The 26997-nt window shown below is 61.2% G+C and carries 21 protein-coding genes and 4 tRNA genes; 23 read left to right on the top strand and 2 right to left on the bottom strand.

Features of this window, described 5'->3' with window-relative positions; translation table 11 throughout:
- Positions 1-137: 137 nt before the first annotated feature.
- The 11 genes from gltX to NL123_RS09995 all read left to right on the top strand — a co-directional run bounded on the left by gltX (position 138) and on the right by NL123_RS09995 (position 8585).
- Positions 138-1619 carry a glutamate--tRNA ligase gene (gene gltX, locus NL123_RS09945; protein ID WP_248483100.1) on the top strand — a complete coding sequence of 494 codons (1482 nt, stop codon included), beginning with the start codon at positions 138-140 and terminating at the stop codon, positions 1617-1619.
- A 147-nt stretch (positions 1620-1766) separates the two neighbouring features.
- A tRNA-Ala gene (locus NL123_RS09950) sits at positions 1767-1842 on the top strand.
- 78 nt (positions 1843-1920) lie between these two features.
- A tRNA-Glu gene (locus NL123_RS09955) sits at positions 1921-1996 on the top strand.
- 50 nt (positions 1997-2046) lie between these two features.
- Positions 2047-2122, top strand: a tRNA-Ala gene (locus NL123_RS09960).
- A gap of 77 nt (positions 2123-2199) precedes the next feature.
- Positions 2200-2275: transfer RNA gene (locus tag NL123_RS09965), tRNA-Glu, on the top strand.
- Positions 2276-2456: 181 nt separating this feature from the next.
- Positions 2457-2996, top strand: coding sequence for a TetR/AcrR family transcriptional regulator (locus NL123_RS09970; RefSeq protein WP_058426896.1), 540 nt, complete (start codon positions 2457-2459; stop codon positions 2994-2996).
- Positions 2997-3010: 14 nt separating this feature from the next.
- On the top strand, positions 3011-3844 hold the full coding sequence (locus tag NL123_RS09975) for an alpha/beta hydrolase (RefSeq protein WP_494358291.1): 834 nt from the start codon (positions 3011-3013) through the stop codon (positions 3842-3844).
- A 40-nt stretch (positions 3845-3884) separates the two neighbouring features.
- On the top strand, positions 3885-4319 hold the full coding sequence (locus tag NL123_RS09980) for an acyl-CoA thioesterase (RefSeq protein ID WP_033901813.1): 435 nt from the start codon (positions 3885-3887) through the stop codon (positions 4317-4319).
- A gap of 55 nt (positions 4320-4374) precedes the next feature.
- A complete protein-coding gene (locus NL123_RS09985; RefSeq protein WP_248483098.1) occupies positions 4375-5334 on the top strand; it encodes a tRNA dihydrouridine synthase in 960 nt (319 codons plus the stop codon).
- Positions 5335-5889: 555 nt separating this feature from the next.
- Entirely contained in the window at positions 5890-7146 is a 1257-nt protein-coding gene (locus NL123_RS09990; protein ID WP_494357685.1) for a hypothetical protein, read from the top strand.
- Between the two features lie 140 nt (positions 7147-7286).
- Positions 7287-8585, top strand: coding sequence for a hypothetical protein (locus NL123_RS09995; protein ID WP_248483094.1), 1299 nt, complete (start codon positions 7287-7289; stop codon positions 8583-8585).
- A 3-nt stretch (positions 8586-8588) separates the two neighbouring features.
- Here the strand turns inward: NL123_RS09995 and NL123_RS10000 are convergent, their stop codons facing one another.
- Positions 8589-11867, bottom strand: coding sequence for an EAL domain-containing protein (locus NL123_RS10000; protein ID WP_494357686.1), 3279 nt, complete (start codon positions 11865-11867; stop codon positions 8589-8591).
- A 66-nt stretch (positions 11868-11933) separates the two neighbouring features.
- Positions 11934-12824 carry a LysR family transcriptional regulator gene (locus NL123_RS10005; protein ID WP_248483090.1) on the bottom strand — a complete coding sequence of 297 codons (891 nt, stop codon included), beginning with the start codon at positions 12822-12824 and terminating at the stop codon, positions 11934-11936.
- 140 nt (positions 12825-12964) lie between these two features.
- Here NL123_RS10005 and leuC point away from each other — a divergent pair, with 140 nt between their 5' ends.
- From leuC to NL123_RS10065, 12 genes are all read left to right on the top strand, one after another.
- On the top strand, positions 12965-14383 hold the full coding sequence (gene leuC, locus NL123_RS10010) for a 3-isopropylmalate dehydratase large subunit (RefSeq protein ID WP_058426888.1): 1419 nt from the start codon (positions 12965-12967) through the stop codon (positions 14381-14383).
- 10 nt (positions 14384-14393) lie between these two features.
- Entirely contained in the window at positions 14394-15038 is a 645-nt protein-coding gene (gene leuD / locus NL123_RS10015) for a 3-isopropylmalate dehydratase small subunit (RefSeq protein ID WP_058426887.1), read from the top strand.
- 128 nt (positions 15039-15166) lie between these two features.
- Entirely contained in the window at positions 15167-15931 is a 765-nt protein-coding gene (locus NL123_RS10020; protein ID WP_248483087.1) for a class I SAM-dependent methyltransferase, read from the top strand.
- A gap of 53 nt (positions 15932-15984) precedes the next feature.
- On the top strand, positions 15985-17067 hold the full coding sequence (gene leuB, locus NL123_RS10025) for a 3-isopropylmalate dehydrogenase (RefSeq protein WP_017737859.1): 1083 nt from the start codon (positions 15985-15987) through the stop codon (positions 17065-17067).
- 64 nt (positions 17068-17131) lie between these two features.
- Positions 17132-18244 (top strand): aspartate-semialdehyde dehydrogenase, encoded by a 1113-nt coding sequence (asd, locus tag NL123_RS10030; protein ID WP_058426885.1) that lies wholly within the window; start codon positions 17132-17134, stop codon positions 18242-18244.
- Between the two features lie 239 nt (positions 18245-18483).
- Positions 18484-19494, top strand: a complete 1011-nt coding sequence (locus NL123_RS10035) for an aspartate-semialdehyde dehydrogenase (protein ID WP_494357687.1) — start codon at positions 18484-18486, stop codon at positions 19492-19494.
- 162 nt (positions 19495-19656) lie between these two features.
- Positions 19657-22206: a FimV/HubP family polar landmark protein gene (locus NL123_RS10040; RefSeq protein ID WP_494357688.1), complete on the top strand. Its 2550-nt coding sequence runs from the start codon at positions 19657-19659 to the stop codon at positions 22204-22206.
- A 141-nt stretch (positions 22207-22347) separates the two neighbouring features.
- Positions 22348-23172, top strand: coding sequence for a tRNA pseudouridine(38-40) synthase TruA (gene truA, locus NL123_RS10045; protein ID WP_248488244.1), 825 nt, complete (start codon positions 22348-22350; stop codon positions 23170-23172).
- A gap of 63 nt (positions 23173-23235) precedes the next feature.
- Positions 23236-23868 (top strand): phosphoribosylanthranilate isomerase, encoded by a 633-nt coding sequence (locus NL123_RS10050; RefSeq protein ID WP_248483081.1) that lies wholly within the window; start codon positions 23236-23238, stop codon positions 23866-23868.
- A 243-nt stretch (positions 23869-24111) separates the two neighbouring features.
- On the top strand, positions 24112-25032 hold the full coding sequence (gene accD, locus NL123_RS10055) for an acetyl-CoA carboxylase, carboxyltransferase subunit beta (protein WP_058426880.1): 921 nt from the start codon (positions 24112-24114) through the stop codon (positions 25030-25032).
- Positions 25029-26336, top strand: a complete 1308-nt coding sequence (gene folC, locus NL123_RS10060) for a bifunctional tetrahydrofolate synthase/dihydrofolate synthase (protein WP_494357689.1) — start codon at positions 25029-25031, stop codon at positions 26334-26336. The genes accD and folC overlap by 4 nt, the downstream gene beginning before the upstream one ends.
- Positions 26320-26979 (top strand): SPOR domain-containing protein, encoded by a 660-nt coding sequence (locus tag NL123_RS10065; protein WP_494357690.1) that lies wholly within the window; start codon positions 26320-26322, stop codon positions 26977-26979. The genes folC and NL123_RS10065 overlap by 17 nt, the downstream gene beginning before the upstream one ends.
- Positions 26980-26997 lie beyond the last annotated feature (18 nt).

Raw genomic sequence — 26997 nt, forward strand, 5'->3', positions numbered from 1 at the left:
TCGATATGTGAACACCGTCAAATGTGGGAGGGGGCTTGCCCCCGATAGCCGCGCCGCGGTTTTCCAGAAATCCCCCAGGCTGTTACCATTCGCCCCTTGTTTCAATTTTCAGTTTTATCGCCCATTCGAGACCTGCCATGACCACCGTCCGCACGCGCATCGCGCCATCGCCTACTGGGGATCCCCACGTCGGCACTGCTTACATCGCCTTGTTCAACTACTGCTTTGCCAAGCAGCACGGCGGTGAATTCATCCTGCGGATCGAAGACACCGACCAATTGCGTTCCACCCGCGAGTCGGAACAGCAGATTTTCGATGCCTTGCGCTGGCTGGGCATTACGTGGGCGGAAGGTCCGGACGTCGGCGGCCCGCACGGCCCGTATCGCCAGAGCGAGCGCAGCGACATCTACAAGCAGTACACCCAGCAGCTGGTCGACATGGGCCATGCGTTCCCGTGCTTCTGCACCGCCGAAGAACTGGACCAGATGCGTGCCGAGCAACAGGCTCGCGGCGAAACCCCACGCTACGATGGCCGCGCGCTGCTGCTGTCGAAAGAAGAGGTGGCCCGGCGCCTGGCTGCCGGCGAGCCTCACGTAATCCGCATGAAAGTGCCGAGCGAAGGCGTGTGCGTGGTGCCGGACATGCTGCGCGGTGACGTCGAGATCCCGTGGGACCGCATGGACATGCAGGTGCTGATGAAGACCGACGGCTTGCCGACGTACTTCCTGGCCAACGTGGTCGATGACCATCTGATGGGCATCACCCACGTATTGCGCGGCGAAGAATGGCTGCCGTCGGCGCCGAAGCTGATCCTGCTCTACGAGTACTTCGGCTGGGAACAACCGCAGCTGTGCTACATGCCGCTGCTGCGTAACCCGGACAAGAGCAAGCTGTCCAAGCGCAAGAATCCGACTTCGGTGACCTTCTACGAACGCATGGGTTTCATGCCTGAGGCGATGCTCAACTACCTGGGCCGCATGGGCTGGTCGATGCCGGATGAGCGCGAGAAGTTTTCGCTGCAAGAAATGGTCGACAACTTTGACCTGTCGCGTGTGTCGCTGGGCGGGCCGATCTTCGACATCGAGAAGCTGTCGTGGCTCAACGGCCAGTGGCTGCGTGATCTGCCGGTGGAAGAGTTCGCCAGCCGTGTGCAGCAGTGGGCGTTGAACCCTGAGTACATGATGAAGATCGCGCCGCTGGTGCAGGGCAGGGTGGAGACGTTCAGCCAGGTCGCGCCGTTGGCCAGCTTCTTCTTTGCTGGGGGCGTGAGCCCGGATGCCAAGCTGTTTGAATCCAAGAAACTCTCGGGCGACCAGGTTCGCCAACTGATGCAGTTGATCCTGTGGAAGCTGGAAAGCCTGCGCCAGTGGGAGAAGGATGCGATCACCGCGACGATCCAGGCGGTGGTGGAATCCCTGGAATTGAAATTGCGTGATGCCATGCCGTTGATGTTTGCCGCGATCACCGGGCAGGCCAGTTCGGTGTCGGTGCTTGATGCGATGGAAATCCTGGGCCCGGACCTGACGCGTTTCCGTCTGCGCCAAGCCCTTGATTTGCTTGGTGGTGTGTCGAAGAAAGAAAACAAAGAGTGGGAAAAGCTGCTGGGCGCCATCGCCTGAGCACACGGTTGAAACGACGAAACCCCGGTTTTCCGGGGTTACGCCGGTAAGTGATTGTTATCCCGGCAAAAAATTTTGGAAATTGTTGAAAATAAATTTGACACACTTCCAAACCGCCATTAAGATTCGCCCCGTCCTCACCGATGAGGGGCTATAGCTCAGCTGGGAGAGCGCTTGCATGGCATGCAAGAGGTCAACGGTTCGATCCCGTTTAGCTCCACCAATTTACAGGTTCAAGGTCTGGCCACACCGTCCTTGAATCGATCAGCTCTCAGCGCTGATCAGCTGTACAGAAGGTTTTGTCCCCTTCGTCTAGTGGCCTAGGACACCGCCCTTTCACGGCGGTAACAGGGGTTCGAGTCCCCTAGGGGACGCCAGTTTCACCAAGCAGTTCGAAAGGCCTGCTACGTCGCGAGACGAAAAATCCGGGGCTATAGCTCAGCTGGGAGAGCGCTTGCATGGCATGCAAGAGGTCAACGGTTCGATCCCGTTTAGCTCCACCAATTTACAGTTCCAAGGTTCCGGCCACACCGTCCTTGGATCGATCAGCCTCAGCCTGATCAGTGTACAGAAGGTTTGTGTCCCCTTCGTCTAGTGGCCTAGGACACCGCCCTTTCACGGCGGTAACAGGGGTTCGAGTCCCCTAGGGGACGCCACGATTACCCGCTCTGCGGGATTTTTAAGGGTCATTCAATTATTGAATGGCCCTTTTGTTTGTCTGGCGTTTGGCCAATTCTTTTGCCCTCCTTGCTTTTTCTTCTGACCAACGGTCATGCCTGTCGCTTGCCAAATATTATTATGGTAATAATATTCAACCCATGAACATCGGAGGCAATGATGAGCGATAAAAAAGCGCAAACCCGCGAACGCATTTTGCAGGCCGCCAGCGCCGCGCTGATCCAGCGTGGCCCGGCCGAACCGAGTGTGGGTGAAGTGATGGGTGCGGCGGGGCTGACGGTCGGTGGTTTCTATGCGCACTTCGAAAGCAAGGATGCATTGATGCTGGAGGCCTTCACTCAGTTGCTGGCCAAGCGTCGTGCGTCGATTGATGACATGGACTCACAACTGACCGGAGAGGAGCGCAGAAGCCTGGTGGCGGCGTTCTACCTGTCGCGCAAGCACCGCGACTCCACCGCCCAGGCCTGCCCGATTCCCGCCACGGTCGGCGAAATGAGCCGCCTGCCGGATGAGTTCCGCCAGGCACTGAATGAGCACTGTGAACTGATGGCCGCCCAGTTGGCTGCCAGCCCCGAGGACACCGACAAAGCCCTGGCTGACATGGCGCTGATGATCGGTGGCCTGGCCCTGGCCCGCGCCTTGGGACCGGGCGAGTTGTCTGACCGTGTGCTGCGCGCCGCCAAGTCGGCTGTGCGCTAGAAGAGGGCTGCATGATGGGCACGCTTACCTGGATTCGTCGTTTCAACGGCACGCTGGGGCACCTGGCACCACAAACGGTCGCCAATCGCATGCGTCGCGCCTTCATGACGCCCCGCGACCTGCCGCCACGTGACTGGGAACTGCCGCTGCTGGCGCAATCGGAGCGCATCACCCTGCGTTTCGGCTTGTCCGCGTTGCGCTGGGGTCAGGGGCCTGCCGTGTTGTTGATGCACGGCTGGGAAGGCCGACCTACCCAGTTTGCCAGCCTGATCAGCGCATTGGTCGACAACGGCTACTCGGTGATTGCCCTCGACGGTCCGGCCCACGGCCGTTCGCCGGGGCGTGAAGCCCATGTGCTGCTGTTTGCCCGTGCCATGTTTGAAGCTGCCGCCGAGTTGCCGCCGCTGCACGCCGTCATCGGCCACTCCATGGGCGGTGCCAGTGCGATGTTGGCGGTGCAGTTGGGGCTGCGCACGGAGGCGTTGGTGAGCATTGCTGCACCCTCACGGTTTCTGGATGTATTGCGCGGCTTTACCAAGATGGTCGGCTTGCCGGCGCGGGCACGTTCGGCGTTTATCCAGGAGGTCGAGCTGACCTTCGGCATGCCGCTCAAGCATTTGGACGTGGCCCACTATCAGATGAATATCCCGGGCCTGATCGTCCATGCCGAAGACGACACCTTCGTCCCGGTCAAAGCCTCTCAGGCCATCCACGAAGCCTGGTTCGACAGTCGCCTGTTGCGCCTGGAGCAGGGTGGTCACCAGAAAGTCCTGGCCGATCCGCGCGTGATCGACGCTGTGCTGGCGTTGTTGGCCGGCCGTCGTCTACAGGAGCGGCAAAGCGCCTGATACACTCTCCCCGCCGACATTAATCGACTGGGAGCAAGGCATGGGCTGGGATTTGGCAACGCCGTTTATCATCGATCTGCAGGTTGCTCCTGAAGATATCGACGGCCTGGGGCACGCCAATAACGCGGTATACGTGTCCTGGCTGGAGCGCTGCGCCTGGCGCCACTCCCAGCGCCTGGGCCTGGACCTGACCGAATATCGCCGCCTGGATCGCGCCATGGCGGTGGTGCGCCATGAGATCGATTACCTGGCCGCTGGCTATGAAGGCGATGAGCTGCAACTGGCCACCTGGATCGTCGACTGGGACCAGCGCCTGAAAATGACCCGGCGCTTCCAACTGGTCCGCCCCCGTGACGGCGCGACCCTGTTGCGCGCACAAACCACCTTCGTCTGCATTGAGCTGTCCACTGGCAAGCCCAAGCGCATGCCGGCTGAATTCCTTGACGGTTATGGCCCCGCCCTGACAGGGGGTTAACGGTTGCTGTGGGAAACCCAGTAAACTGCGCCACGATTTTTGTTGAGTGTTTTCCATGCAAATTGCTTTGGCGCCCATGGAGGGGTTGGTCGACAACATCCTGCGGGACGTGCTGACCCGTGTGGGCGGTATCGACTGGTGCGTGACCGAGTTCATCCGCGTCAACGACCGCCTGCTCACCCCCGCGTATTTCCACAAGCTCGCCCCGGAACTGCTGCACGGTGCCCACACCGCTGCCGGTGTGCCGCTGCGCGTGCAATTGCTCGGCTCCGACCCGGTGTGCCTGGCGGAAAACGCTGCCCTGGCCTGTGAGCTCGGTTCGCAGGTCATCGACCTCAACTTCGGCTGCCCGGCCAAGACCGTCAACAAGTCCCGTGGCGGTGCGGTGCTGCTCAAGGAGCCGGAGTTGCTCAACCAGATCGTCGAGCACGTACGCCGTGCTGTGCCGGCGCACATCCCGGTGACGGCCAAGATGCGCCTGGGTTTCGACAGCCCGGACGGCGCCCTGGTCTGTGCCACCGCGTTGGCCGAGGGTGGTGCCGCGCATATCGTGGTGCATGCGCGTACCAAGACGGATGGCTACAAGCCGCCCGCTCACTGGGAATGGATCCCGCGGGTGCAGGATGTGGTCAAGGTGCCGGTGTTCGCCAATGGCGATATCTGGAGCGTCGAAGACTGGAAGCGTTGCCGCGAAATCAGCGGTGCCGAAGACATCATGCTGGGCCGTGGCCTGGTGGCGCGCCCGGACCTGGCGCGGCAGATCGCTGCGGCGCGGGCGGGTGAGGAGGTGGTTGAAATGACCTGGGCGCAGATGCAGCCCATGCTCCAGGACTTCTGGACCCAGTCGGTGGCGCAACTGACCGAGCGTCAGGCACCAGGTCGTTTGAAACAATGGCTGGCGATGCTGACGCGCAACTATCCGGAAGCGGTGGAGCTGTTTACGGCCATGCGCCGGGAAACCGAGTTGGCCCAAGTGAGTCGTTTGCTCGGTATGGTGCCGGTAGACTCGCAGTGAGTGACGGCGCTGAAAAATAGCGTTCATATTTAATAAGTTTGCAAAAGCATCGATGAGTGGGCGCCCTTGGCGCCCTTTTTTGTGCGCTGTTTAAGTGAATGTTCCCGGGCCTGAAGGGCAAGGGCATTCATGTTTACTGATGTTGATTGTGGGAGCGTGAATGTAGGCAGTTATTTGATTGCTGCTTTAGTTTTCCGGGGGAAGCGCAAGTTAATTGTTTTCTGATACGTGCTTGTGCGCAATTAGCATAAGTGTTGGGTTTTGTTGGGGGTTAATGGTTTCATTGTTTTTGATTTGGGCTTGGTTGTTACCTTGTTTGTCCATGCGGCGTTCGCTGGCGCAGTGGGTGTAGAGCGTTTCCTCAAACAGCCATAGGCTAAAATCTGATTTTCAATTTTGTTTGCCTTATGTGAAGTTGGATTATTGGAACTTGATCGTGTTTTGGTCCACGAAAATAGGGACTGCGAGATGATGATTGTTTCCAGTTTTATATTAATTGCTGTCCGAGTTTCTAAATGCTTCGAGGCAGCACATAACTAATCATGAGGTTACAAGATGTCCAATGTATCGCTTGGCACTCCTAAGGCTTTTGTTCCGGAACTCCAATCGGCAAGCCAACGTTCTACTGGTCTTCTGAAAGATGTTGAGCGCGTGAGCACGCTCGCTACGGATCTCGGTATTAAAGGTGCTGCCCGAGACGTTAATCAACCTTTGACGGGAGCAAAGGAGATTTCCGTTAACTCTGATGCGCTGGAAAAATTATTTGAGATGTTTGATCTGGTCTTCAAGGCCATGCGCAGCCTCTTGTCCGGCAGGGCATTCAGTTCTCAAGCCGCAACAGTAGTTCCGCATACCGCAATGACGGAGAGTGGTATTGAAGTGTCTGTGGAGGGCGGGGTGAATTCCAAAGGGAAGCCGTTACCTTTTGCCAAGAACAGTGAACGGTTCTCCGGTGGTATTGCGAGTGTGAGTATCAATGCAGATGGCTCCACGCAAGTGAAGACTGCTAGCGATAATAATATCTCGACAGTTACTGCGGATAAGGACGCTAAAGTCAGTATTGGTGCTGACGGCTCTGTGCAAGTTAAAGCCACCGGCGACAATAAAACGGCAACAGTTACTGTGGGCAAGGACGGCAATGTAAGCGTCGGTGCAGATACCTCCATGCAAGTGAAGACTGCTGACGATAATAATAAATCGACCACAGTGACAACCGGCAAGGACGGTAATGTCAAGGCCGACGCGAGTGGCGGCGCGCAGATGAAAATCACGGGTTTTAGCAATCGTTCGTCGGCGGAGACTGTCGGAAATAGCGTTCAGGGGAAAGTTGGCGGTGACGCGCAGGTGGGTACGTCGGGTGGTGATGCCCAGGTGCAGGTTATGCCAGATGGCAGTACGCAAGTGAGCGTTACAGCTGAGGAAGGTAAACAGTTCAGGGTACGCGTGGAGGCCGGTGTCAACGTGCGGATTAGTTCAGAGGGGTGGGGGGAGAACCAACCAGTAAAAATCCGTGACATTACCCCGAGGCAGTCGACGCGCGTGGCGCTGGATACGCAGCCGGACGCGGAAGTAAAGACCATTTCTCAGTCGAAGGCAGAGGCGATAGCGGATACTGAACCCAAGGTGAATGGCGAGTCGAACGGGGAGCAAAAGGCTGAGGTAGCAGTCGGTGCAGAGCCGAAGGTCCAGACGCCGGCCACTCCAGGGCCACAACCTTCGGACAAGGTTGATGCAGAGCCAACTGTAGAAGTGAAAACCCCCACCGTCCTCCGCAGGGTCATGAATCCTCGATTGGAAGGGGTAAGGGCCTGAGGTGCAGACGAGTCTTGATGTCAGCCGGCTCGTCTTAAAAGCTTGATGAGGGATCCAGCCTCCCCGATCACAGGTGCGATTGGGGAGGGCTGGTTGGGGGCAGCGTTTTTTCACTCATTCAATTTGGTTTCGGAGGGTTTATGACCTTTGCTGTCTTTGCTCCTCCTGTCGGCTGGTGGAGTTCACCGGACTACAGGCACGTTACCCACGCTACGGGACAGGCGGTTGCCAAACCGACCGCAAAGGGCGTCGGTTTTGAAGCTTCTCGGCGTCATTTTGGCGAGAATTTTGATACCAGCACCCATGCGGCGGTCATCAAGATGATGATGGCAACCTTTGGGTCAAGCCCGAAAGACATGTTTACCCAATTCACGCCGGTTGCGGGGGGGTACGCCATCACCATGAAAGACGAGTTCAAGGTGGTGATTTCCCAACATGAACTCGAACAGACAAGGCGCGCTTCCCGCTTCACCGGTGCGGACAGTGGCGCCGTTGACAGCGCCAACGTCGCACTTGCCGCCTATGTCAAGCGCAAGCAGATTACGGGCGGCTATCACAGTTTCGACGGCGCCCTGGCTGATACCTTGCAGGGTGAGACGACCCTGCGGTGCCTGCGGGGCATGGGCTTGTACGGGCTGTCGCAATATGTTTCGGCTCATCAGATGGTCGGGGATGGGGTGGCGGGAGTGCTGGAGACGCATAGCCGAGGCAGTGCGTTTGTCCTCGGTGGCGTCGTGCACGACTACACCGAAAGGCGCCGTGTTGGCCGAGGCTACGGCTACCGCCTGTTCAACGACAAACCCCGGCCCGAAACGGTTTCGCCCTTCAGCAATGACACGGTTGTTTCACAGATGCCAGTCGGTATGAAACCGAAGGATATATGGGGCGGCTTTTATCAAGGTGCCGAGGGCAATTGCGTCACGATATCGGCGATCAAGGCCGCAATGATGAAATTTGGTCAGAATCCTGCGGGTATTTACAAAAACATCAGCGCTGTACCGGGTGGTTTTGACGTGATCATGCGCGATGGCTTCAAGCTGTTTCTGAGCCATGAAGAGCGGCGCAAGGCCGAGCAGGGGTCAAACCTGGCCGGTTCTGACCTGGCGCTCAAGGACGATGCCAACTTTTTGTACGCCGTGAGCGCCAAGCGTGCGCAACTGGAGAACAACGACATGCGTGCCGGTCGCAGTTTTGAGGATGCCATGCACTCGTTGAATGACGGAGAAGCGCCAGGCCAGGCGTTGCGCAGGCTGGGGTTGATTGCCCATGTGCGGCAGAGCAGTGCGCAAGAGTTGGCCGGCGGCGCCATTGGTACTCTCGCTGACGATACGCATTCGGTGCTGGCATTAAACGGCTCGGTGGACATGTACGGCCAAAAGCTCGGCTTGACGTCATCGGGGTGGTCCGATAGAGCAATGTGGGCATTGAAACTGGTGTGAGGGCTACCTCAGCAGTTGCCGGAACCCCTCGATCGGCAAGGGTCGGCTATGCAAATAACCCTGGAACAAATGGCAGCCCAGTTTTTGCAGGAACGCCAGTTGCTCCGGGGTCTCCACGCCTTCGGCAATCACCTCCAGATTCAAACTGCGGGCCATGGCCACAATGGCGCGGATGATTTCTGCGTCGTTGGGGTCATGGGTCGCGTCGCGCACAAAGGACTGGTCGATCTTCAGCGCATCCACCGGCAGCCGCTTGAGGTAGGTGAGTGATGAATAGCCAGTACCGAAGTCATCCATCGCAAAGCTCACGCCGAGCTTTTTCAGGCGGCGCATTTTGCTGATGGTGTCGTCCAGGTTCTGGATCACGATGCCTTCGGTGATCTCCAGTTTCAACAGGCTGAACGGCAACTGGTGTTGCTTGAGGCTGCGCTCCACCCGCTCCACGAAGTCGTTCTGGCGAAACTGCCGGGGGCTGATGTTCACGCACAGGCTGAAATTCAGTGGGTCTACCAAGCCTTCGTGGATCAGCTGTTGAAAGGCCGCGCAGGCTTCATCCAGGATCCAGGTGCCCACCTCAAGGATCAGGCCGCTGTCTTCCAGCACCTTGATGAATTCGGAAGGCGACTGCGCGCCCAGTTGCGGGTGTTGCCAGCGCACCAGGGCCTCGGCGCCGACGATCTTGTTGCCGCGCGCGTCCACCTGGGGTTGGTAATGCACACTGAACTCGCCACGTGACAAGGCCAGGCGCAAGTCTGTCTCCATGCGCAGGCGTTCGCTGGCGGTTTTTTGCATGCTGTTGTGAAACATCTGCGTGGTGTTGCGCCCCGAATCCTTTGCGCGATACAGGGCGATATCGGCACGCTTGAGCAAGTCCGCCGGCGTGGAGCCGTGATCGGGAATCAGTGCCACGCCGATGCTTGGCGTGACCTGCAGGCGATGACCGTCGAGGAACATCGGCTCCGAGAGCAATTCACGCAAGGTGTCAGCCAACGCCTGCACCTGGCCGCTGACTTCCATGCGTGACCCTTCCAGGCCGCTGAGCAGCACCACAAATTCATCACCGCCCAGGCGCGCCACGGTGTCTTCCATGCGCACGCTGGCTTCCAGGCGCGCGGTGACAATCTTCAACACCGTGTCGCCCACTGGATGACCGAGGGAGTCGTTGATGTGCTTGAAGTGGTCGAGGTCAAGAAACAGCAGTGCGCCACGCAAGTTATGCCGCTTGAGCAGGGCGATCTGCTGGCTCAGGCGGTCCATCAGCAGGGCGCGGTTGGGCAGGTTGGTCAGCGGGTCGTGATAGGCCAGGTGGCGGATCTGCGCCTGGGCATTTTTCAGCAGGCTCACGTCGCGGGCGGTCAGCAACAGGCACGGGGTTTCATTCAGGGTGATGGGCTCCACCGAGACTTCCACCGCCAGCAACTCGCCGCGCTTGTTGTGCCAGAGCATTTCCAGATGATGAATGCGGCCCTTGATCTGCAACTCGGCCAGCAGCGCGGCGCGCTGGTTTTCATCGGCCCAGATGCCGATCTGATACAGCGTCAGGCCGATGGCTTCCTCGGCGCGATAACCGGTCAGGCGGCAGAAGCCGTCATTGACCTCCACATATCGACCGGTGTCGCGCTCAGTGATGGAAATGGCATCGGGGCTGGAATGGAAGGCCTTGGCGAATTTCTCTTCGCTGGCCTTGAGCGCCGCTTCCGAGCGCTGCTGCTGGGTGATATCGCGTAGCGTGGTGACGATGCACGGCTGGTCGCCCACCTTGATCAGGCGGCTGGAAATCACGCAGGTCAGGCTTTGGCCGCTTTTGTGATGCACCACGATCGCCACATTGTTCAATGCCTGCTCGCGGATCATCCGCTCGATACGCTGCAGGCGCTTGCTCGACTCGTCCCATAGGCCGATCTGCTCGGCACTTTTGTCGATGACCTCGGCAGCCGTCCAGCCAAAGGTCTGGGTAAACGCGGGGTTGATTTCGATAAACGCGCCGCCCTCCAGGCAGGTAACGCAGATCGGGTCCGGGCTGGCCTGGAACAGGCTGGCAAATTTCTCTTCGGAGGCGGTCAGGCGTTGTTCGCGTTCCACTTGGTCGGTGATATCCAGCAGAGTGCCGGCCATACGCAGCGGCGCGCCGTGCTCATCACGGTACAGGCGGGCGCGGCTTTCGAGGTAGCGTGAGCTGCCGTCTTCCATGGGCACGCGATACGTCAGCTGATAGTTGCCGGCCGGGCCTTCGCGCAGGGTGCGATAAGCGTTGCGCATGCTCTCGCGCTCGTCATTGGGCATTCCGTCAAAGAAGGCGTCGAAGAACTCATGGAACGGCTCCGGCGGCAGGCCATGCAATTGGGCGGCGCGGGCTGAGCCGTAGAGCATGCCGGTGGGGATGTGCCAGTCCCAGGTGCCCAGTTGCGCCGAGTCCAGGGCCAGGTCGAGGCGTTCCTGGCTGTCCTTGAGGGCCTGCTCGGCTATTTTGCGCTCTGTGGTATCCAGGAACGTGCTGAGCAGGTAAGCCTCGCCGTCCAACTCCACCTTTTGTGCGCTGAGGGTGCCGTCGTGGATCTGGCCGTTGCTGGCGCAGAACTGCACCTCCATGGTGATGGGCAGGCCTTTGCGCTGGGTCGCCTTGACCAGTTGCGCACGCTGTTCCGGATGGCGCCACAGGCCCAGGTCCAGGGTGGTGCGGCCGATGGCATCGGCGACCGGCCAGCCGAAGAGCATCTCGAAATACTGGTTGGCCTCGCTGATCAATCCGTCGGACTGGCGCGTCAGCAAGACCATGTTGGGGCACAGGTGAAACAGCGTGGCGAAGCGTTTTTCCGAGTGGCTGAGGGCGTGCTCCCGTTCGCGCTGGCGGGTGGTCTCGCGGATCACCCCGATCATGCGCCGCCGCCCGGCTTTGTCAGGTGCCAGGCTGCCATTGATTTCCAGCCAGTGGTGGGTGCCGTCCGGCCACTGGATATGGTGATGCATCGCCTGTTCGAACGGCTCGCCGGCCAATACCGCGTGAAAGGCCCGCACCACGCGGGCACGATCCTGTGGCGCGAGCAGGTCGAGGTAGTCCAGGTCCTTGGGCAGTGGCTGGCGCGGGTCAAAGCCGAACAGCGCCTGGGTGCCCCGCGACCAGCTTATCCTGCCGGTGTCGATTTCCCAGCACCAGGCGCCCAGCCGGGCAGCATTGAGCGCGGCCAGCAGTTGCGGGGCACTGTCCCAGCTTTGTTCCGCCTCTTGAGGGTCCAGGGCGTAAATGCGGGGCAGGGGTGGCACGGAGTCGACGGGGTTGCGCATTATCAAAGGGCCTTGGCTCGATGGGCGTAAGGCGCGGTTCAGTTCAGACCTGGAGGCCGCACGGTTTCATGCCGGTATCCCTGGCAGATCGACCTGTGCATCCAATAGGCTCATGAAAGCCCGCGCAGCATTCGACAGCGTCCTTTCGGTGTGCACGATATAGCCTAGCTGGCGACTGAGTTGTATGCCCGGCAAAGCGATACTTGCCACCTGATCATCGAGCATGGTGCGCGGCAGGACGCTCCAGGCCAGGCCGATCGACACCATCATCTTGATCGTTTCCAGGTAGTTAGTACTCATCGCGATATTTGGCGTGAGGCCCTGGGCCTCGAACAGCCGGCTGACAATATGGTGGGTGAAGGTGTTGCCGCCGGGGAACACCGCCGGGTGCCCGGCAATATCGGCCAGGCTGACGTGGCCGTTGCTGATCAGGCTGTGCTCCGGCGCCACCACGAAATCCAGCGGGTCGTCCCACACCGGGGTGGCGCGCACCAGATTGTGGGGATCGGGTGCCAGGGTGATCACCGCCACTTCGGCGCGGCCGTGGAGGATTTCTTCGTAGGCCACTTCCGAATCGAGGAACTGAATATCCAGCGCCACATTCGGGTATTCCCGGGTGAATGCGCGCAGCACCGGCGGTAAACGATGCAGGCCGATATGGTGGCTGGTGGCCAGGGTCAGGCGCCCGCTGACTTCGCCGGTCAGGTTGGTGAGGGCGCGGCGGGTGTCGTCCAGCACGTTGAGGATCTGATAGGCGCGTGGCAGCAAGGCCCGTCCGGCCTCGGTCAGGCCGACTTCGCGGCCCAGGCGGTCGAACAAACGCACCTTCAACTGTTGCTCCAGGCCGGCAATGCGTTTGCTGATGGCTGGCTGGGTCAGGTGCAGGCGTTCACCGGCGCCCGAGAAGCTACCGGTCTCGGCGATGGCGATAAAAGCATTGAGGTTGGCCAGGTCCATGGTTGTATTCCAGTTGGTAATCCAAAGCATAAAAAATATGAATTTGAGTTATTTAATGTAGCGCCATACCATCAGCCTCACAAGCCAAAGGGTTATTGAAAAGCCCGGCATAGAGAAACACCGCTGATGAGGACCGACTGATGGCCGGCAAAACGCTTTACGACAAGCTTTGGGATTCCCATGAAGTGAAACGGCGCGACGATGGTTCGTCGCTGATCTATATCGACCGTCACATCATCCATGAAGTGACCTCGCCCCAAGCGTTCGAAGGCCTGCGGCTGGCCGGGCGCAAGCCTTGGCGCGTCGACTCCATCATCGCCACCCCGGACCACAACGTACCGACCACCCCTGAGCGCAAGGGCGGCATCGAAGCCATTGCCGACCAGGTGTCGCGTTTGCAGGTACAGACCCTCGATGACTACTGCGACGAATATGGCATCACCGAATTCAAGATGAATGACGTGCGTCAAGGCATCGTGCACGTGATCGGCCCGGAGCAGGGCGCCACCTTGCCGGGCATGACCGTGGTCTGCGGCGACTCCCACACCTCCACCCACGGTGCGTTCGGCGCCCTGGCCCACGGCATCGGCACCTCCGAGGTGGAACATGTGTTCGCCACACAGTGCCTGGTCGCCAAGAAGATGAAGAACATGTTGGTTAAAGTCGAAGGCCAGTTGCCGTTCGGCGTGACCGCCAAGGACATCGTGCTCGCTGTGATCGGCAAGATCGGCACCGCCGGCGGTAACGGCCATGCCATCGAGTTCGCCGGCAGCGCGATTCGCGACCTGTCCATCGAAGGCCGCATGACCATCTGCAACATGTCCATCGAAGCCGGCGCCCGCGTGGGCATGGTGGCGGCGGACGAAAAGACCGTTGAATATGTCAAGGGCCGTCCATTTGCCCCACAAGGCAAGGATTGGGACGCCGCTGTCGAAGCCTGGAAAGACCTGGTCTCCGACGCCGATGCGGTGTTCGACACCGTGGTCGAGCTCGACGCTGCCCAGATCAAGCCGCAAGTCAGCTGGGGCACTTCGCCGGAGATGGTCCTGGCCGTCGACCAGAACGTGCCGGACCCGGCTCAGGAGGCCGACCTGGTCAAGCGTGGTTCCATCGAACGCGCCTTGAAGTACATGGGCTTGAAAGCCAACCAGGCGATTACCGACATCCAGTTGGATCGCGTGTTCATCGGTTCCTGCACCAACTCGCGGATCGAAGACCTGCGCGCCGCGGCGGTGATCGCCAAGGGTCGCAAAGTGGCTTCGACCATCAAGCAAGCCATCGTGGTGCCGGGCTCGGGCCTGGTCAAAGCGCAGGCTGAAGCCGAAGGCCTGGACAAGATCTTCCTCGAAGCCGGTTTTGAATGGCGTGAGCCGGGCTGCTCGATGTGCCTGGCGATGAACCCGGACCGCCTGGAGTCGGGTGAGCATTGCGCGTCCACCTCCAACCGTAACTTCGAAGGGCGCCAGGGCGCCGGTGGGCGTACCCACCTGGTCAGCCCGGCCATGGCCGCTGCGGCTGCCGTCAACGGTCGTTTCATCGACGTTCGCGAATTGATCTGAGGATTACCCGATGCGTGCTTTTACCCAACACACCGGCCTTGTCGCCCCTTTGGATCGCGCCAACGTCGACACCGACCAGATCATCCCCAAGCAGTTCTTGAAATCGATCAAGCGCACCGGCTTCGGCCCGAACCTGTTCGACGAGTGGCGCTACCTGGACGTGGGCTACGCCTACCAGGACAACTCCAAGCGCCCGCTGAACAAGGACTTCGTGCTCAATGCCGAGCGTTACCAGGGCGCCAGCGTCTTGCTGGCCCGGGAAAACTTCGGCTGCGGTTCCAGCCGTGAACACGCGCCATGGGCTCTGGAAGAGTATGGCTTTCGCAGCATCATCGCGCCGAGCTACGCCGACATCTTCTTCAACAACAGCTTCAAGAACGGCTTGCTGCCGATCATCTTGAGCGATGCCGAAGTGGACGAGCTGTTCAAGCAGGTTGAGGCCGAAGAGGGCTACCAACTGACCGTCGACCTGGCCGCGCAGACCGTGACCCGCCCAGATGGCAAGGTGTACCACTTTGAGGTGGATGCCTTCCGCAAGCATTGCCTGATCAATGGCCTGGACGATATCGGCCTGACCTTGCAGGACGGCGATGCGATTGCCGCGTTTGAAGCCAGGCACCGGGCGAGCCAGCCTTGGTTGTTTCGCGATGCCTGATTGGCGGTAACCGTGCGGGCCCCATCGCGGGCAAGCCCGACTCCCACATTGGACTGCATTCCAACTGTGGGAGCTGGCTTGCCTGCGATAGCGCCAGTACCAACACCCCAAAACCCAAGGAAACCACCATGACCACCACCGCCCACACCCAAGTCGTGCAAAAACAATTCGGCGAGCAAGCCTCCGCCTACCTGAGCAGTGCCGTGCACGCCCAGGGCACCGAATTCGCGCTGCTCCAGGCCGAACTGGCCGGGCAGGGCGGTGCGCGACTGCTGGACCTGGGCTGCGGTGCCGGTCATGTCAGCTTCCACGTTGCGCCACTGGTCAAGGAAGTGGTCGCCTACGACCTGTCCCAACAGATGCTCGACGTGGTCGCCGCCGCTGCCACGGACCGTGGCCTGGACAACATCCGCACCGTGAACGGCGCCGCTGAGCGCCTGCCGTTCGCCGATGGCGAGTTCGACTTCGTGTTCAGCCGCTACTCGGCCCACCACTGGAGCGACCTCGGCCTGGCCTTGCGTGAAGTGCGTCGGGTGCTCAAGCCGGGTGGTGTGGCGGCTTTCGTGGATGTCTTGTCACCGGGCAGCCCGCTGTTGGACACTTACCTGCAAACCGTCGAAGTGCTGCGCGACACCAGCCACGTGCGCGACTACGCCGCCGCCGAGTGGATGCAGCAGCTCAGCGAGTCCGGCCTGCATGTGCGCACCAGCAGTCGCCAGCGCCTGCGCCTGGAATACACCTCGTGGGTCGAGCGCATGCGCACGCCGCAGGTCCTGCGCGCCGCGATCCTTGAGCTGCAAAAGGCGATGGGCCAGGAAGTGCGTGATTATTACGAAATTCAAGCCGACGGCACCTTCAGCACCGACGTGCTGGTGGTGTTTGCCGAACGCTGATTGATTTTTCCCGACCTGCCCACGGGCGGGTCGCTTGATGAAATGAGGAACCCATGAGCAAGCAGATTCTGATTCTCCCTGGCGACGGCATTGGTCCGGAAATCATGGCCGAAGCGGTCAAGGTGCTGGAACTGGCCAACAGCAAGTACAGCCTGGGCTTTGAACTGAGCCACGACGTGATCGGCGGCGCCGCCATCGACAAGCACGGCGTACCGCTGGCCGACGAGACCCTGGACCGCGCCCGCGCGGCCGACGCCGTGCTGCTCGGCGCAGTGGGTGGCCCGAAGTGGGACAAGATCGAACGAGACATCCGCCCTGAGCGCGGCCTGCTGAAAATCCGCGCGCAACTGGGCCTGTTCGGCAACCTGCGCCCGGCGATCCTCTACCCGCAACTGGCCGACGCCTCGAGCCTCAAGCCGGAAGTGGTGGCGGGCCTGGATATCCTGATCGTGCGTGAGCTGACCGGCGGTATCTACTTCGGCTCGCCACGCGGTGTACGCGAGCTGGAAAATGGCGAGCGCCAGGCCTACGACACCTTGCCGTACAGCGAGAGCGAAATCCGCCGTATCGCCCGTGTCGGCTTCGACATGGCCCGCGTGCGTGGCAAGAAGGTCTGCTCGGTGGATAAAGCCAACGTGCTGGCCTCCAGCCAGCTGTGGCGCGAAATCGTCGAGGAAGTGGCCAAGGACTACCCCGACGTCGAACTGAGCCACATGTACGTCGACAACGCCGCCATGCAGCTGGTGCGCGCGCCGAAGCAGTTCGACGTGATCGTCACCGACAACCTGTTCGGCGACATCCTGTCCGACCAGGCGTCGATGCTCACCGGTTCCATCGGCATGCTGCCGTCGGCGTCCCTGGACACCAATAACAAGGGCATGTACGAGCCGTGCCACGGTTCGGCGCCGGACATCGCGGGCCAGGGCATTGCCAACCCGCTGGCGACCATTTTGTCGGTGTCGATGATGCTGCGTTACAGCTTCAATTTGAGCGATGCGGCGGATGCCATCGAGCAGGCCGTGAGCCTGGTGCTGGATCAGGGTTTGCGCACCGGCGACATCTGGTCGCAGGGTTGCACCAAGGTCGGTACGCAAGAAATGGGCGACGCAGTAGTCGCCGCGCTGCGGAATCTGTAATCTCTCGGGCCCGCTTGCAGTTGTTGCTGCAAGGCGGCCCACTTTTTAACAAGGTGTAGTTGCGATGAAACGTGTAGGTCTGATCGGTTGGCGCGGTATGGTCGGTTCCGTGCTCATGCAGCGGATGCTGGAAGAGCAGGATTTCGATCTTATTGAGCCGGTGTTTTTCACCACTTCGAATGTGGGTGGCCAGGGGCCGTCCGTGGGCAAGGATATTGCTCCGCTCAAGGACGCCTACAACATTGAAGAGCTGAAAACCCTCGACGTGATTCTGACCTGTCAGGGTGGCGACTACACCAGCGAAGTCTTCCCCAAGCTGCGCGAAGCCGGCTGGCAGGGCTACTGGATCGACGCCGCGTCGAGCCTGCGCATGCAGGATGACGCGGTGATCATCCTCGACCCGGTCAACCGCAAGGTCATCGACCAGCAGTTGGATGCCGGTACCAAGAACTACGTCGGCGGCAACTGCACCGTCAGCCTGATGCTGATGGGCCTGGGCGGCTTGTTCGAAGCTGGCCTGGTCGAGTGGATGAGTGCCATGACCTATCAGGCGGCCTCTGGGGCCGGCGCGCAGAACATGCGTGAGCTGATCAAGCAGATGGGTGCGACCCACGCCGCGGTCGCCGATCAACTGGCCGACCCGGCCAGCGCGATCCTCGACATCGACCGCCGCGTGGCCGAAGCCATGCGCAGCGATGCCTACCCGACCGAAAACTTCGGCGTGCCGTTGGCCGGTAGCCTGATCCCATGGATCGACAAGGAACTGCCGAACGGCCAGAGCCGCGAAGAGTGGAAGGCCCAGGCCGAGACCAACAAGATCCTCGGCCGCTTCAAGAGCCCGATCCCGGTTGACGGCATCTGCGTGCGTATCGGCGCGATGCGCTGCCACAGCCAGGCGCTGACCATCAAGCTGAACAAAGATGTGCCGATCGCCGATATCGAAGCGTTGATCAGCCAGCACAACCCTTGGGTCAAGCTGGTGCCGAACAACCGTGATATCAGTATGCAGGAGCTGAGCCCGACCAAGGTCACCGGCACCCTGAATGTGCCGGTGGGCCGTCTGCGCAAACTGAACATGGGCAGCCAGTTCCTCGGTGCATTCACCGTGGGCGACCAGCTGCTGTGGGGCGCGGCCGAACCGCTGCGCCGCATGTTGCGGATTTTGCTGGAGCGTTGATCGCGTAAGGCAATGAGAGAAACCCGCGTTCTGATGACAGGCGCGGGTTTTTTGTTGTTTGGTCGGGCTTCATCGGGGGCAAGCCCCCTCCCACATTTTGACCTGTGAACCCGTTCGAGTGTGGGAGGGGGCTTGCCCCCGATAAGGCCATCAGCCCCACCACAAATCCCAGCTTAATTGCCTCACCCCCAGTCACCCGGTAAAGTGCCGCTCCCCCCGCGATGCCCGAGGCAGCCCCCATGACCCAGACCTTTGAAATCGCCGTGATCGGCGCCACCGGCACCGTCGGTGAAACCCTGGTGCAGATCCTCGAAGAGCTGGATTTTCCGGTAGGCACCCTGTATTTGCTGGCGGGCAACAACTCGGCCGGCGCCTCCGTGCCCTTTCGCGGCAAGAATGTGCGGGTCAAGGAAGTCGACGAATTTGACTTCAGCAAGGCGCAGCTGGCGTTCTTTGCGGCGGGGCCGGCTGTCACCCTGAGTTTTGCGCCGCGTGCCACGGCGGCGGGGTGCTCGGTGATCGACTTATCCGGTGCGTTGCCGGCCGAGCAGGCGCCGCAGGTGGTGCCGGAGGCCAATGCCCACGTGCTGGAAGGTCTGAAGAAGCCGTTCCAGCTCGGCAGCCCGAGCCCGTCGGCGACCAACCTGGCGGTGGTGCTGGCGCCTTTGCGGGGCTTGCTGGATATCCAGCGGGTGAGCGTCACCGCCAGCCTGGCGATGTCGGCCCAGGGGCGTGAAGCCGTCAGCGAACTGGCCCGGCAAACCGCCGAGCTGCTGAATATGCGCCCGCTGGAGCCGAAGTTCTTTGATCGGCAGGTCGCCTTCAACCTGTTGGCGCAGGTTGGCACGCCAGATGCTCAGGGGCATACGGCCCTGGAAAAACGCCTGGTCCACGAGTTGCGCGCAGTGCTGGAATTACCTTTGCTAAAGATTTCCGCAACCTGCGTTCAAGCCCCGGTGTTTTTTGGCGATAGCCTGACAGTGTCCTTGCAACTGGGCGCGGCGGTCGATCTGGCTGCGGTGAACCGCGCACTTGAGGCTGCGCCGAGCATCGAGCTCGTAGATGAAGGGGATTTTCCTACAGCCGTCGGCGATGCAGTGGGCCAGGATGTGGTCTACGTCGGTCGCGTCCGGGCAGGTGTGGATGACCCGGCGGAACTAAATCTGTGGCTGACGTCAGATAACGTACGCAAAGGCGCCGCACTGAATGCAGTACAGCTGGCGCAGTTGTTGATAAAAGGCCTTGCGTAAAAGATACTTGGCGGCAATTTGTAGATTGATTCTAGCCAGGCGCTATGCTTGGCCCCAGGCAGGAAAAGTTGCGCGTCGGTGACCTATCGGCTCGCCATGCCTTATGGCAGCGGTTACCAACCTTCTCGCAGGCCGGGGAGTGTTCAAACAAAGGATGAGGCTATGGTTCAAGTTCGCAAACTGGTGTTAGCAATAGCGGCCGCCTCGGCGCTGTCCTCCGGTATGGCGCAGGCGCTGCAGCTGGGGGAGATGACCCTCAAGTCGAAGTTGAACCAGCCGTTGGCGGTGGAAATCGAATTGCTCGATGTCGGTGGCCTCACCGCTACCGAGATCACGCCAAGCCTGGCTTCTGACCAGGCATTTGTGGACGCCGGCGTCGATCGCCAGGCGTTTCTCAATGACCTGACGTTCACCCCGGTGATCAACCCCAATGGCCGCAGCGTGGTGCGTGTTACCTCCAGCAAGCCGTTGCCGGACTCCTACGTACGTTTCCTGTTGCAGGTGCAATGGCCGAATGGCCGTCTGATGCGTGACTACAGCGTGTTGCTCGACCCGGCCAAGTTCGACCAGCCGGCACCGACGACCGCCGCGCCTGCGCCGCGTCTGGCCGCACCGGCCAGCACCGCGCCCGCCGCGAGCAGACCGGCACAGCACACCACCACGTCCCGCGACACTCTGTGGGAAATCGCCGAGAAGCACCGCAATGGCGGCTCTGTGCAGCAAACCATGCTGGCGATCCAGGCGCTGAACCCGAATGCGTTCATCGACGGCAATATCAACCGTCTGAAAACCGGCCAGGTCCTGCGCCTGCCGGACGCCGTACAAAGCACTGCGCTGCCGCAACCCCAGGCAATTGCTGAGGTGAGCGCGCAAAATGCCGCCTGGCGCCAGGGTCGACGCGTCGCCACCAACCCGGCAGCGGGCAAACAGCAACTGGACGCCACCAAGCGCACCCAGGCAGGCAACGCGCCTGCAAGCACCAATGCCAAGGACAACTTGAGCCTGGTGTCGGCCGAAGCCGCCAAGAAGGGCGCCAAGGGCAAGGCGGGCGACAGCGCGGCACTCAGCGACAAGTTGGCGATGACCCAGGAGCAACTGGACACCACCCGACGCGACAACGAAGAGCTGAAAAGCCGCGCGGCAGACCTGCAAAGCCAGTTGGACAAGCTGCAAAAACTGATTCAACTGAAAAACGATCAACTGGCGCGTTTGCAGGCTGAAAAGGGTGTTCCGGCTGCTCCGGCGACTGCAGCAATGCCTGCGCAGTTGGCAGGCGAGCCATCCACTGCACCTGCTACGCCCGAGGCCGTCACCCCTGCACCCGTCGCGCCAGCGCCTGAGCCGGTCAAGGCGGACCCGGCACCGGCCAGCGCCGACGGCAAATTCAATGACCTGCTCACCAACCCGATCGTGCTCGGTGTGATCGGCGGTGCGGCGGGTTTACTGGTGTTGTTGCTCCTGCTGTTGTGGGCGCGCCATCGCAATGCGCGCCGCGAAGAGGAAAAACACCTGCGCATGGCGCGGGCCCTGGCTGAAGAACCGGAGTTCACCTCGAACCTCCATGACGACCTGCCGCCGAGCAGCTTCGAAGGTCTGGAGACGCCGCCGCCCAGCGTAAAGCTGGCCGCCGCACCGGCCCCGGCTCCGGTGGTTGAACCGGCGGTTGTTGTGCCGACCGTTGCTTCCGTACTGGCGCCGCTGGCGGTTGCCGTGGCTCCGGTGAACTCAAACGATGCGCTGGCCCAAGCCCAGTCCCATATCGACCGTGGTCACCTGAACCAGGCAGCCGACGTACTGGAGCAAGCGATCAAGCATGAGCCCAAGCGCAGCGACCTGCGCTTGAAGCTGATGGAAGTCTACGGCCTGCAAAACGACAAGGACGGCTTTGTGACCCAGGAGCGTCAACTGGTGGCCAATGGTGAAAACCATGCCCAGGTCGAACAGCTCAAGAGTCGCTTCCCGGCCATGGCGGTGTTGGCGGCGGGTGTCAGCGCCGCCGTGGCTGCAGCTGCCCTGGACGCTCAGTACGTCAAGGATTTGCTCGAAGACAAACCTGCGCCTGCGCAGCCGGAGGTCTTTGACACTGATTTCGATCTGAGCCTCGACGAGCTTGAGCAGGCGTCCCCGGCCGAGGTCAAGGGCGATCAGCAGACGTTCGAGTCGCTGCTGCAGCAGCAGACCGAAGCCAAGGCCAGCCCGGATGACCTGTCGGACTTCGATCTGGACCTGCAACTGGATGCCCCGGCTTCGGCGCAATCCGATGACGACTTCCTTTCGGGCCTGGAAGAACAGATGAAGGACGTGCCGGCCGTCGAGCCGCCGACCCTCACGCCTGCGGCGCTGGATGACTTCGATTTGCCGGAAGATTTCGACCTGTCCCTGGCTGATGAGCCGGAAGCCGCCGCCAAGCCCGATGCTTTCACGTCGGAGCTGGATGATGTCAACGCCGAGCTGGATCGCCTGTCCCAGAGCCTGGAGCATCCGTCCATTGAGCCGTCCTTTACCGCAGAAGACGCGGCGCTGGGCGATGATGAGCCGGAATTCGACTTCCTCTCCGGCACGGATGAGGTGGCCACCAAGCTCGACCTCGCCCAGGCCTATATCGACATGGGGGATGCGGACGGCGCGCGGGATATCCTTTCCGAAGTGTTGACCGAAGGCGATGAGGTTCAACGCGGCGAGGCCAAGGAAATGCTCGGCCGGTTGGCGTAACAGCCCGTTGTTCAAACAGCGGCGACCTTCGGGTCGCCGTTTTGCTTTTGTGGGCTCCCCTGCAAACCGGCATAATGGCCGCCTTTGCGCAACTCATCAGGCTCTCAGTTCTTGGCAAATATAGATAACCCGACCGCCGAAATGGCGGCCGCAGGCTTTTACCGCATCGCCTTGGGCGTGGAATACAAGGGCTCGCGCTATCGCGGCTGGCAGCGCCAGGCATCCGGCGTGCTGACGGTGCAGGAAACCCTGGAAAATGCCCTGTCGAAAGTCGCCAATTCACCGGTATCGCTGATGTGCGCCGGACGTACCGACGCCGGTGTGCATGCGTGTGGCCAGGTGGTGCACTTCGATACTCAGGCTGAGCGGTCAATGAAGGCCTGGGTGATGGGCGCCAATATCAATTTGCCCCATGACGTCAGCGTCAGTTGGGCCAAGGTCATGCCAGCGCACTTTCATGCGCGTTTCAAGGCCATCGCCCGGCGCTATCGCTATGTGATCTACAACGACCAGATCCGCCCGGCGCACCTCAACGAAGAAATCACCTGGAACCACCGCCCGCTGGATGCCGAGCGCATGGCCGAGGCCGCGCAGCACCTGGTGGGTGTGCATGATTTCAGCGCCTTCCGTGCCGGCCAGTGCCAGGCCAAGTCGCCGATCAAGGAAGTCCACCACCTGCGGGTAACCCGCCACGGCAAGATGATCGTGCTGGATATCCGCGCCGGGGCCTTCCTGCATCACATGGTGCGCAACATCGCCGGGGTGCTGATGACCATTGGTACCGGCGAGCGCCCGGTGGAGTGGGCCAGGGAAGTGCTGGAAAGCCGCGTTCGTCGCACGGGTGGGGTCACGGCACATCCGTTCGGCCTGTACCTGGTGGATGTGGAGTACCGCGACGAGTTCGAGTTGCCGGAGCGCTTCATCGGGCCACACTTCCTCACAGGTTTCAGCGAACTTGGCGGCTGACGCCCGGAATAGCTTTTGTTACCATCCGGGACTTTCTCGGTCCAACCCTGGAGTTTTCACGACATGTCAGCCGTTCGCAGCAAGATTTGCGGGATTACCCGCATAGAAGACGCGCTGGCGGCGGTCGAGGCAGGGGCGGATGCCATCGGTTTCGTGTTTTATGCCAAGAGCCCGCGGGCGGTGAATGTGGTGCAGGCGCGGGCGATCATCGCGGCTTTGCCGCCATTCGTGACCACTGTGGGTTTGTTCGTCGACGCCAGCCGCTGCGAACTCAACGAAACCCTGGATGCCGTACCCTTGGACATGTTGCAGTTCCACGGCGACGAAACGCCTGACGAATGTGAAAGTTATCAGCGTCCCTACATCAAGGCGCTGCGCGTCAAGGCCGGGGATGATATCGCGGCGGCGTGTGCCGCCTACGGTGGTGCTCGCGGGATTCTGCTGGACACCTATGTCGAAGGCGTACCCGGCGGTACCGGCGAAGCGTTCGACTGGTCGCTGATTCCCGCTGGCTTGAGCAAGCCGATCATCCTGGCCGGCGGGCTCAACCCCGCGAATGTCGGGGCGGCAATCGAGCAGGTGCGGCCGTATGCCGTGGATGTCAGCGGCGGGGTGGAGCAGGGCAAGGGCATCAAGGATCACAGCAAGATTCGCGCATTCATGCAGGCCGTGCGCAACAGCAGTGGTGCAATGTGACGGCTGGCAGTCTGCCGCCGTCCATAACTACCACTGTGTAAAACAGCCCGGCGCCGCCTGTGGTGGCCCGGAAACGAAGTGGCAACCCTGCGCTGGCAGGTTGTCTGGAAGGCTGAGGATACAGGCAGGAAAAGGCCGGTCGAACGTCTGACCCCGTCCAGCCTGTGTCATCGCCACATATGAATTTAGCTCAAGGGCATACGCGGGGCTGTGTTCAAGCCACCGGTACTGGAGAAAGAAAGCATGAGCAACTGGTTAGTAGACAAACTGATCCCTTCGATCATGCGTTCCGAGGTGAAGAAAAGCTCGGTTCCTGAAGGTCTGTGGCATAAGTGCCCATCCTGCGACGCGGTGTTGTACCGCCCGGAGCTGGAAAAGACCCTGGACGTTTGCCCCAAGTGCAACCACCACATGCGTATCGGCGCCCGCGCCCGCATCGACATCTTCCTGGACGCCGAAGGCCGTAACGAACTGGGCGCCGACCTGGAGCCGGTTGACCGTCTGAAGTTCCGCGATGGCAAGAAGTACAAGGACCGCCTGGTTGCCGCGCAGAAGCAGACCGGTGAGAAAGACGCGCTGATCTCCGTCAGCGGCAAATTGCTGGGCATGCCAGTCGTGGTGTCGGCGTTCGAGTTCTCCTTCATGGGCGGCTCCATGGGTGCCATTGTCGGTGAGCGCTTTGTTCGCGCCGCCAACTACGCGCTGGAAAACCGCTGCCCGATGATCTGCTTCGCTGCCTCCGGTGGTGCGCGCATGCAGGAAGCCCTGATCTCCCTGATGCAAATGGCCAAGACCTCTGCGGTACTGGCGCGTCTGCGTGAAGAAGGCATCCCGTTCATCTCCGTGCTGACCGACCCGGTCTACGGTGGCGTATCCGCCAGCCTGGCCATGCTGGGTGATGTGATCGTCGGCGAGCCCAAGGCGCTGATCGGCTTTGCCGGTCCTCGCGTGATCGAGCAGACCGTGCGTGAAAAACTGCCGGAAGGTTTCCAGCGTAGCGAGTTCCTGCTGGAGCACGGCGCGATCGACCTGATCATCCCGCGCGGTGAGTTGCGTCCACGCCTGGGTAACCTGCTGGCGCAAATGATGGGCCTGCCGACCCCGGTGTACGTCGCGCCTAAAGTCGAGCCGATCGTCGTACCGCCGGTGCCTGCAAACCTATGACCCAACGTACCCTGGGCGAATGGCTCGCCTACCTTGAGCAGTTGCATCCGTCCGCCATCGACATGGGCCTGGAGCGCTCGCAACAGGTAGCGGCCCGCCTCGGGTTGGGCCGCCCGGCGCCGCGCGTGATCACGGTGACCGGTACCAACGGCAAAGGCTCTACCTGCGCCTTTGTCGCGGCGCTGCTGCAGGCCCAGGGGCTGAAAGTCGGCGTCTATAATTCCCCGCACCTGCTGCGTTACAACGAGCGGGTGCAGCTCAATGGTGTCGAAGCCACCGACGAGCAACTCTGCGAAGCCTTCGCCGCACTCGATGCGGGCCGGGGCGAGATCTCCCTGACTTACTTCGAGATGGGCACCCTGGCGGCGTTCTGGCTGTTCGAGCGTGCGCAACTGGATGTGGTGGTGCTGGAAGTCGGCCTGGGTGGGCGCCTGGACACGGTCAACGTGGTGGACGCCGATTTGGCGTTGGTCACCAGTATTGGGGTGGATCACGCCGACTACCTGGGCAATACCCGTGAGTCCGTGGCCTATGAAAAGGCCGGGATCTTCCGCCAGGGCAAGCCTGCGCTGTGTGGTGACATTGACCCGCCGTACACCTTGCTGGACAAGGTGCGTGAGCTGGATTGCCCATTTTTCCTGCGGGGCCGCGAATTCAACCTTGAGATCGGTGATCAGCACTGGCAATGGCGTGGGCGCGATGCCCGTGGCCAGGCCGTAGAACTGCGCGATTTGCCGTTGCTGAACCTGCCGATGGAAAACGCCGCGCTGGCGCTGCAAGCGTATCTGTTGCTTGATCTGCCGTGGAATGCCGAGCAGATCGCCACCACCTTGCTGGCGACTCGCGTGGTGGGGCGTCTGGACCGTCGTGAGTTCGATTGGCAGGGCAAGCGCCTGAACCTGCTGCTGGATGTGGGGCATAACCCTCATGCAGCGGAGTACCTGGCGCAACGCCTGTCGCGCACAGCGCCGGTCGGTCGTCGCCTTGCCGTATTCGGTTTGCTGGCCGACAAGGACCTGGACGGCGTGGTCGCGCCATTGCTGGGCAGTGTCCAGGCCTGGGCCGTCGCGCCGTTGGATACTTCGCGTAGCCGCCCGGCCGCCGAGCTGGAAGTGGCCTTGCAGAACCTTGCTGCGCCCGTGACGTCGTATGCAAGCGTCACCGATGCCCTTGAAGCACAGTGCGCCATTGCCACGCCCGACGATGAGATTCTGTTGTTCGGGTCATTTTATTGTGTTGCCGAGGCGCTTGAGTGGTTGGCCCGGCGCTCCACGGAGGAAGCTGCACATGGCATTACTGGATAGCGCATACAAGCAGCGAATGGTCGGTGCCCTGGTGCTGGTGGCATTGGCGGTGATCTTCCTGCCGATGCTGTTTTCCCGCCAGGATGAAGAGCGTCAGGTCGTTGTCGAGGCACCGGCCTCGCCGCAGGCGCCTGCAGTGCCTCAGGTGCAGGTTCAGCCGGTGGTGGTGCCTGAGCCCCAGGCGTTACCCGAGGACGAGCCCGTGCCGACCAATGATGAGGTGGCTGCACAGCAGGCACCGTCGATGCCGGTACAGCCAAGTGTGCCGGTGGTGAAGCCGGCGCCTGCGCCGACTGTAGCGGCCAAGCCTGCTGCGCCCGCACCTGCGCCCAAGCCGGTTGCGCCGCAGCCTGCCGCGCCAGGCAAGCCGGACGTCGGCCAGAGCCGCATCGATCCGAATGGCTTGCCGGTCAGTTGGTCGATCCAGGTGGCCAGCCTGGGTAACCGCGAGGGGGCCGACGCGTTGCAGAAGAAGCTGCGTAGCCAAGGCTACAATGCCTATATCCGTAGTGCCGATGGCAAGAACCGGGTGTTTATCGGGCCGCTGATCGAGCGTGCCGAGGCGGATCGCCTGCGCGATTTGCTGGATCGCCAGCAGAACCTCAAGGGTTTCGTGACCCGGTTCCAGCCTGAGCGCGGTTGATTTCGCAGCGGCTTGAGT

This window comes from Pseudomonas sp. FBCC-B1565 (assembly GCF_059133265.1).

What these genes read in the sequence shown, in the direction of transcription:
- gltX (WP_248483100.1), top strand. Translation starts at nt 138, where the DNA reads ATGACCACCGTCCGCACGCGCATCGCGCCATCGCCTACTGGGGATCCC.
- NL123_RS09970 (WP_058426896.1), top strand. Translation starts at nt 2,457, where the DNA reads ATGAGCGATAAAAAAGCGCAAACCCGCGAACGCATTTTGCAGGCCGCC.
- NL123_RS09975 (WP_494358291.1), top strand. Translation starts at nt 3,011, where the DNA reads ATGGGCACGCTTACCTGGATTCGTCGTTTCAACGGCACGCTGGGGCAC.
- NL123_RS09980 (WP_033901813.1), top strand. Translation starts at nt 3,885, where the DNA reads ATGGGCTGGGATTTGGCAACGCCGTTTATCATCGATCTGCAGGTTGCT.
- NL123_RS09985 (WP_248483098.1), top strand. Translation starts at nt 4,375, where the DNA reads ATGCAAATTGCTTTGGCGCCCATGGAGGGGTTGGTCGACAACATCCTG.
- NL123_RS09990 (WP_494357685.1), top strand. Translation starts at nt 5,890, where the DNA reads ATGTCCAATGTATCGCTTGGCACTCCTAAGGCTTTTGTTCCGGAACTC.
- NL123_RS09995 (WP_248483094.1), top strand. Translation starts at nt 7,287, where the DNA reads ATGACCTTTGCTGTCTTTGCTCCTCCTGTCGGCTGGTGGAGTTCACCG.
- NL123_RS10000 (WP_494357686.1), bottom strand. Translation starts at nt 11,867, where the DNA reads ATGCGCAACCCCGTCGACTCCGTGCCACCCCTGCCCCGCATTTACGCC.
- NL123_RS10005 (WP_248483090.1), bottom strand. Translation starts at nt 12,824, where the DNA reads ATGGACCTGGCCAACCTCAATGCTTTTATCGCCATCGCCGAGACCGGT.
- leuC (WP_058426888.1), top strand. Translation starts at nt 12,965, where the DNA reads ATGGCCGGCAAAACGCTTTACGACAAGCTTTGGGATTCCCATGAAGTG.
- leuD (WP_058426887.1), top strand. Translation starts at nt 14,394, where the DNA reads ATGCGTGCTTTTACCCAACACACCGGCCTTGTCGCCCCTTTGGATCGC.
- NL123_RS10020 (WP_248483087.1), top strand. Translation starts at nt 15,167, where the DNA reads ATGACCACCACCGCCCACACCCAAGTCGTGCAAAAACAATTCGGCGAG.
- leuB (WP_017737859.1), top strand. Translation starts at nt 15,985, where the DNA reads ATGAGCAAGCAGATTCTGATTCTCCCTGGCGACGGCATTGGTCCGGAA.
- asd (WP_058426885.1), top strand. Translation starts at nt 17,132, where the DNA reads ATGAAACGTGTAGGTCTGATCGGTTGGCGCGGTATGGTCGGTTCCGTG.
- NL123_RS10035 (WP_494357687.1), top strand. Translation starts at nt 18,484, where the DNA reads ATGACCCAGACCTTTGAAATCGCCGTGATCGGCGCCACCGGCACCGTC.
- NL123_RS10040 (WP_494357688.1), top strand. Translation starts at nt 19,657, where the DNA reads ATGGTTCAAGTTCGCAAACTGGTGTTAGCAATAGCGGCCGCCTCGGCG.
- truA (WP_248488244.1), top strand. Translation starts at nt 22,348, where the DNA reads ATGGCGGCCGCAGGCTTTTACCGCATCGCCTTGGGCGTGGAATACAAG.
- NL123_RS10050 (WP_248483081.1), top strand. Translation starts at nt 23,236, where the DNA reads ATGTCAGCCGTTCGCAGCAAGATTTGCGGGATTACCCGCATAGAAGAC.
- accD (WP_058426880.1), top strand. Translation starts at nt 24,112, where the DNA reads ATGAGCAACTGGTTAGTAGACAAACTGATCCCTTCGATCATGCGTTCC.
- folC (WP_494357689.1), top strand. Translation starts at nt 25,029, where the DNA reads ATGACCCAACGTACCCTGGGCGAATGGCTCGCCTACCTTGAGCAGTTG.
- NL123_RS10065 (WP_494357690.1), top strand. Translation starts at nt 26,320, where the DNA reads ATGGCATTACTGGATAGCGCATACAAGCAGCGAATGGTCGGTGCCCTG.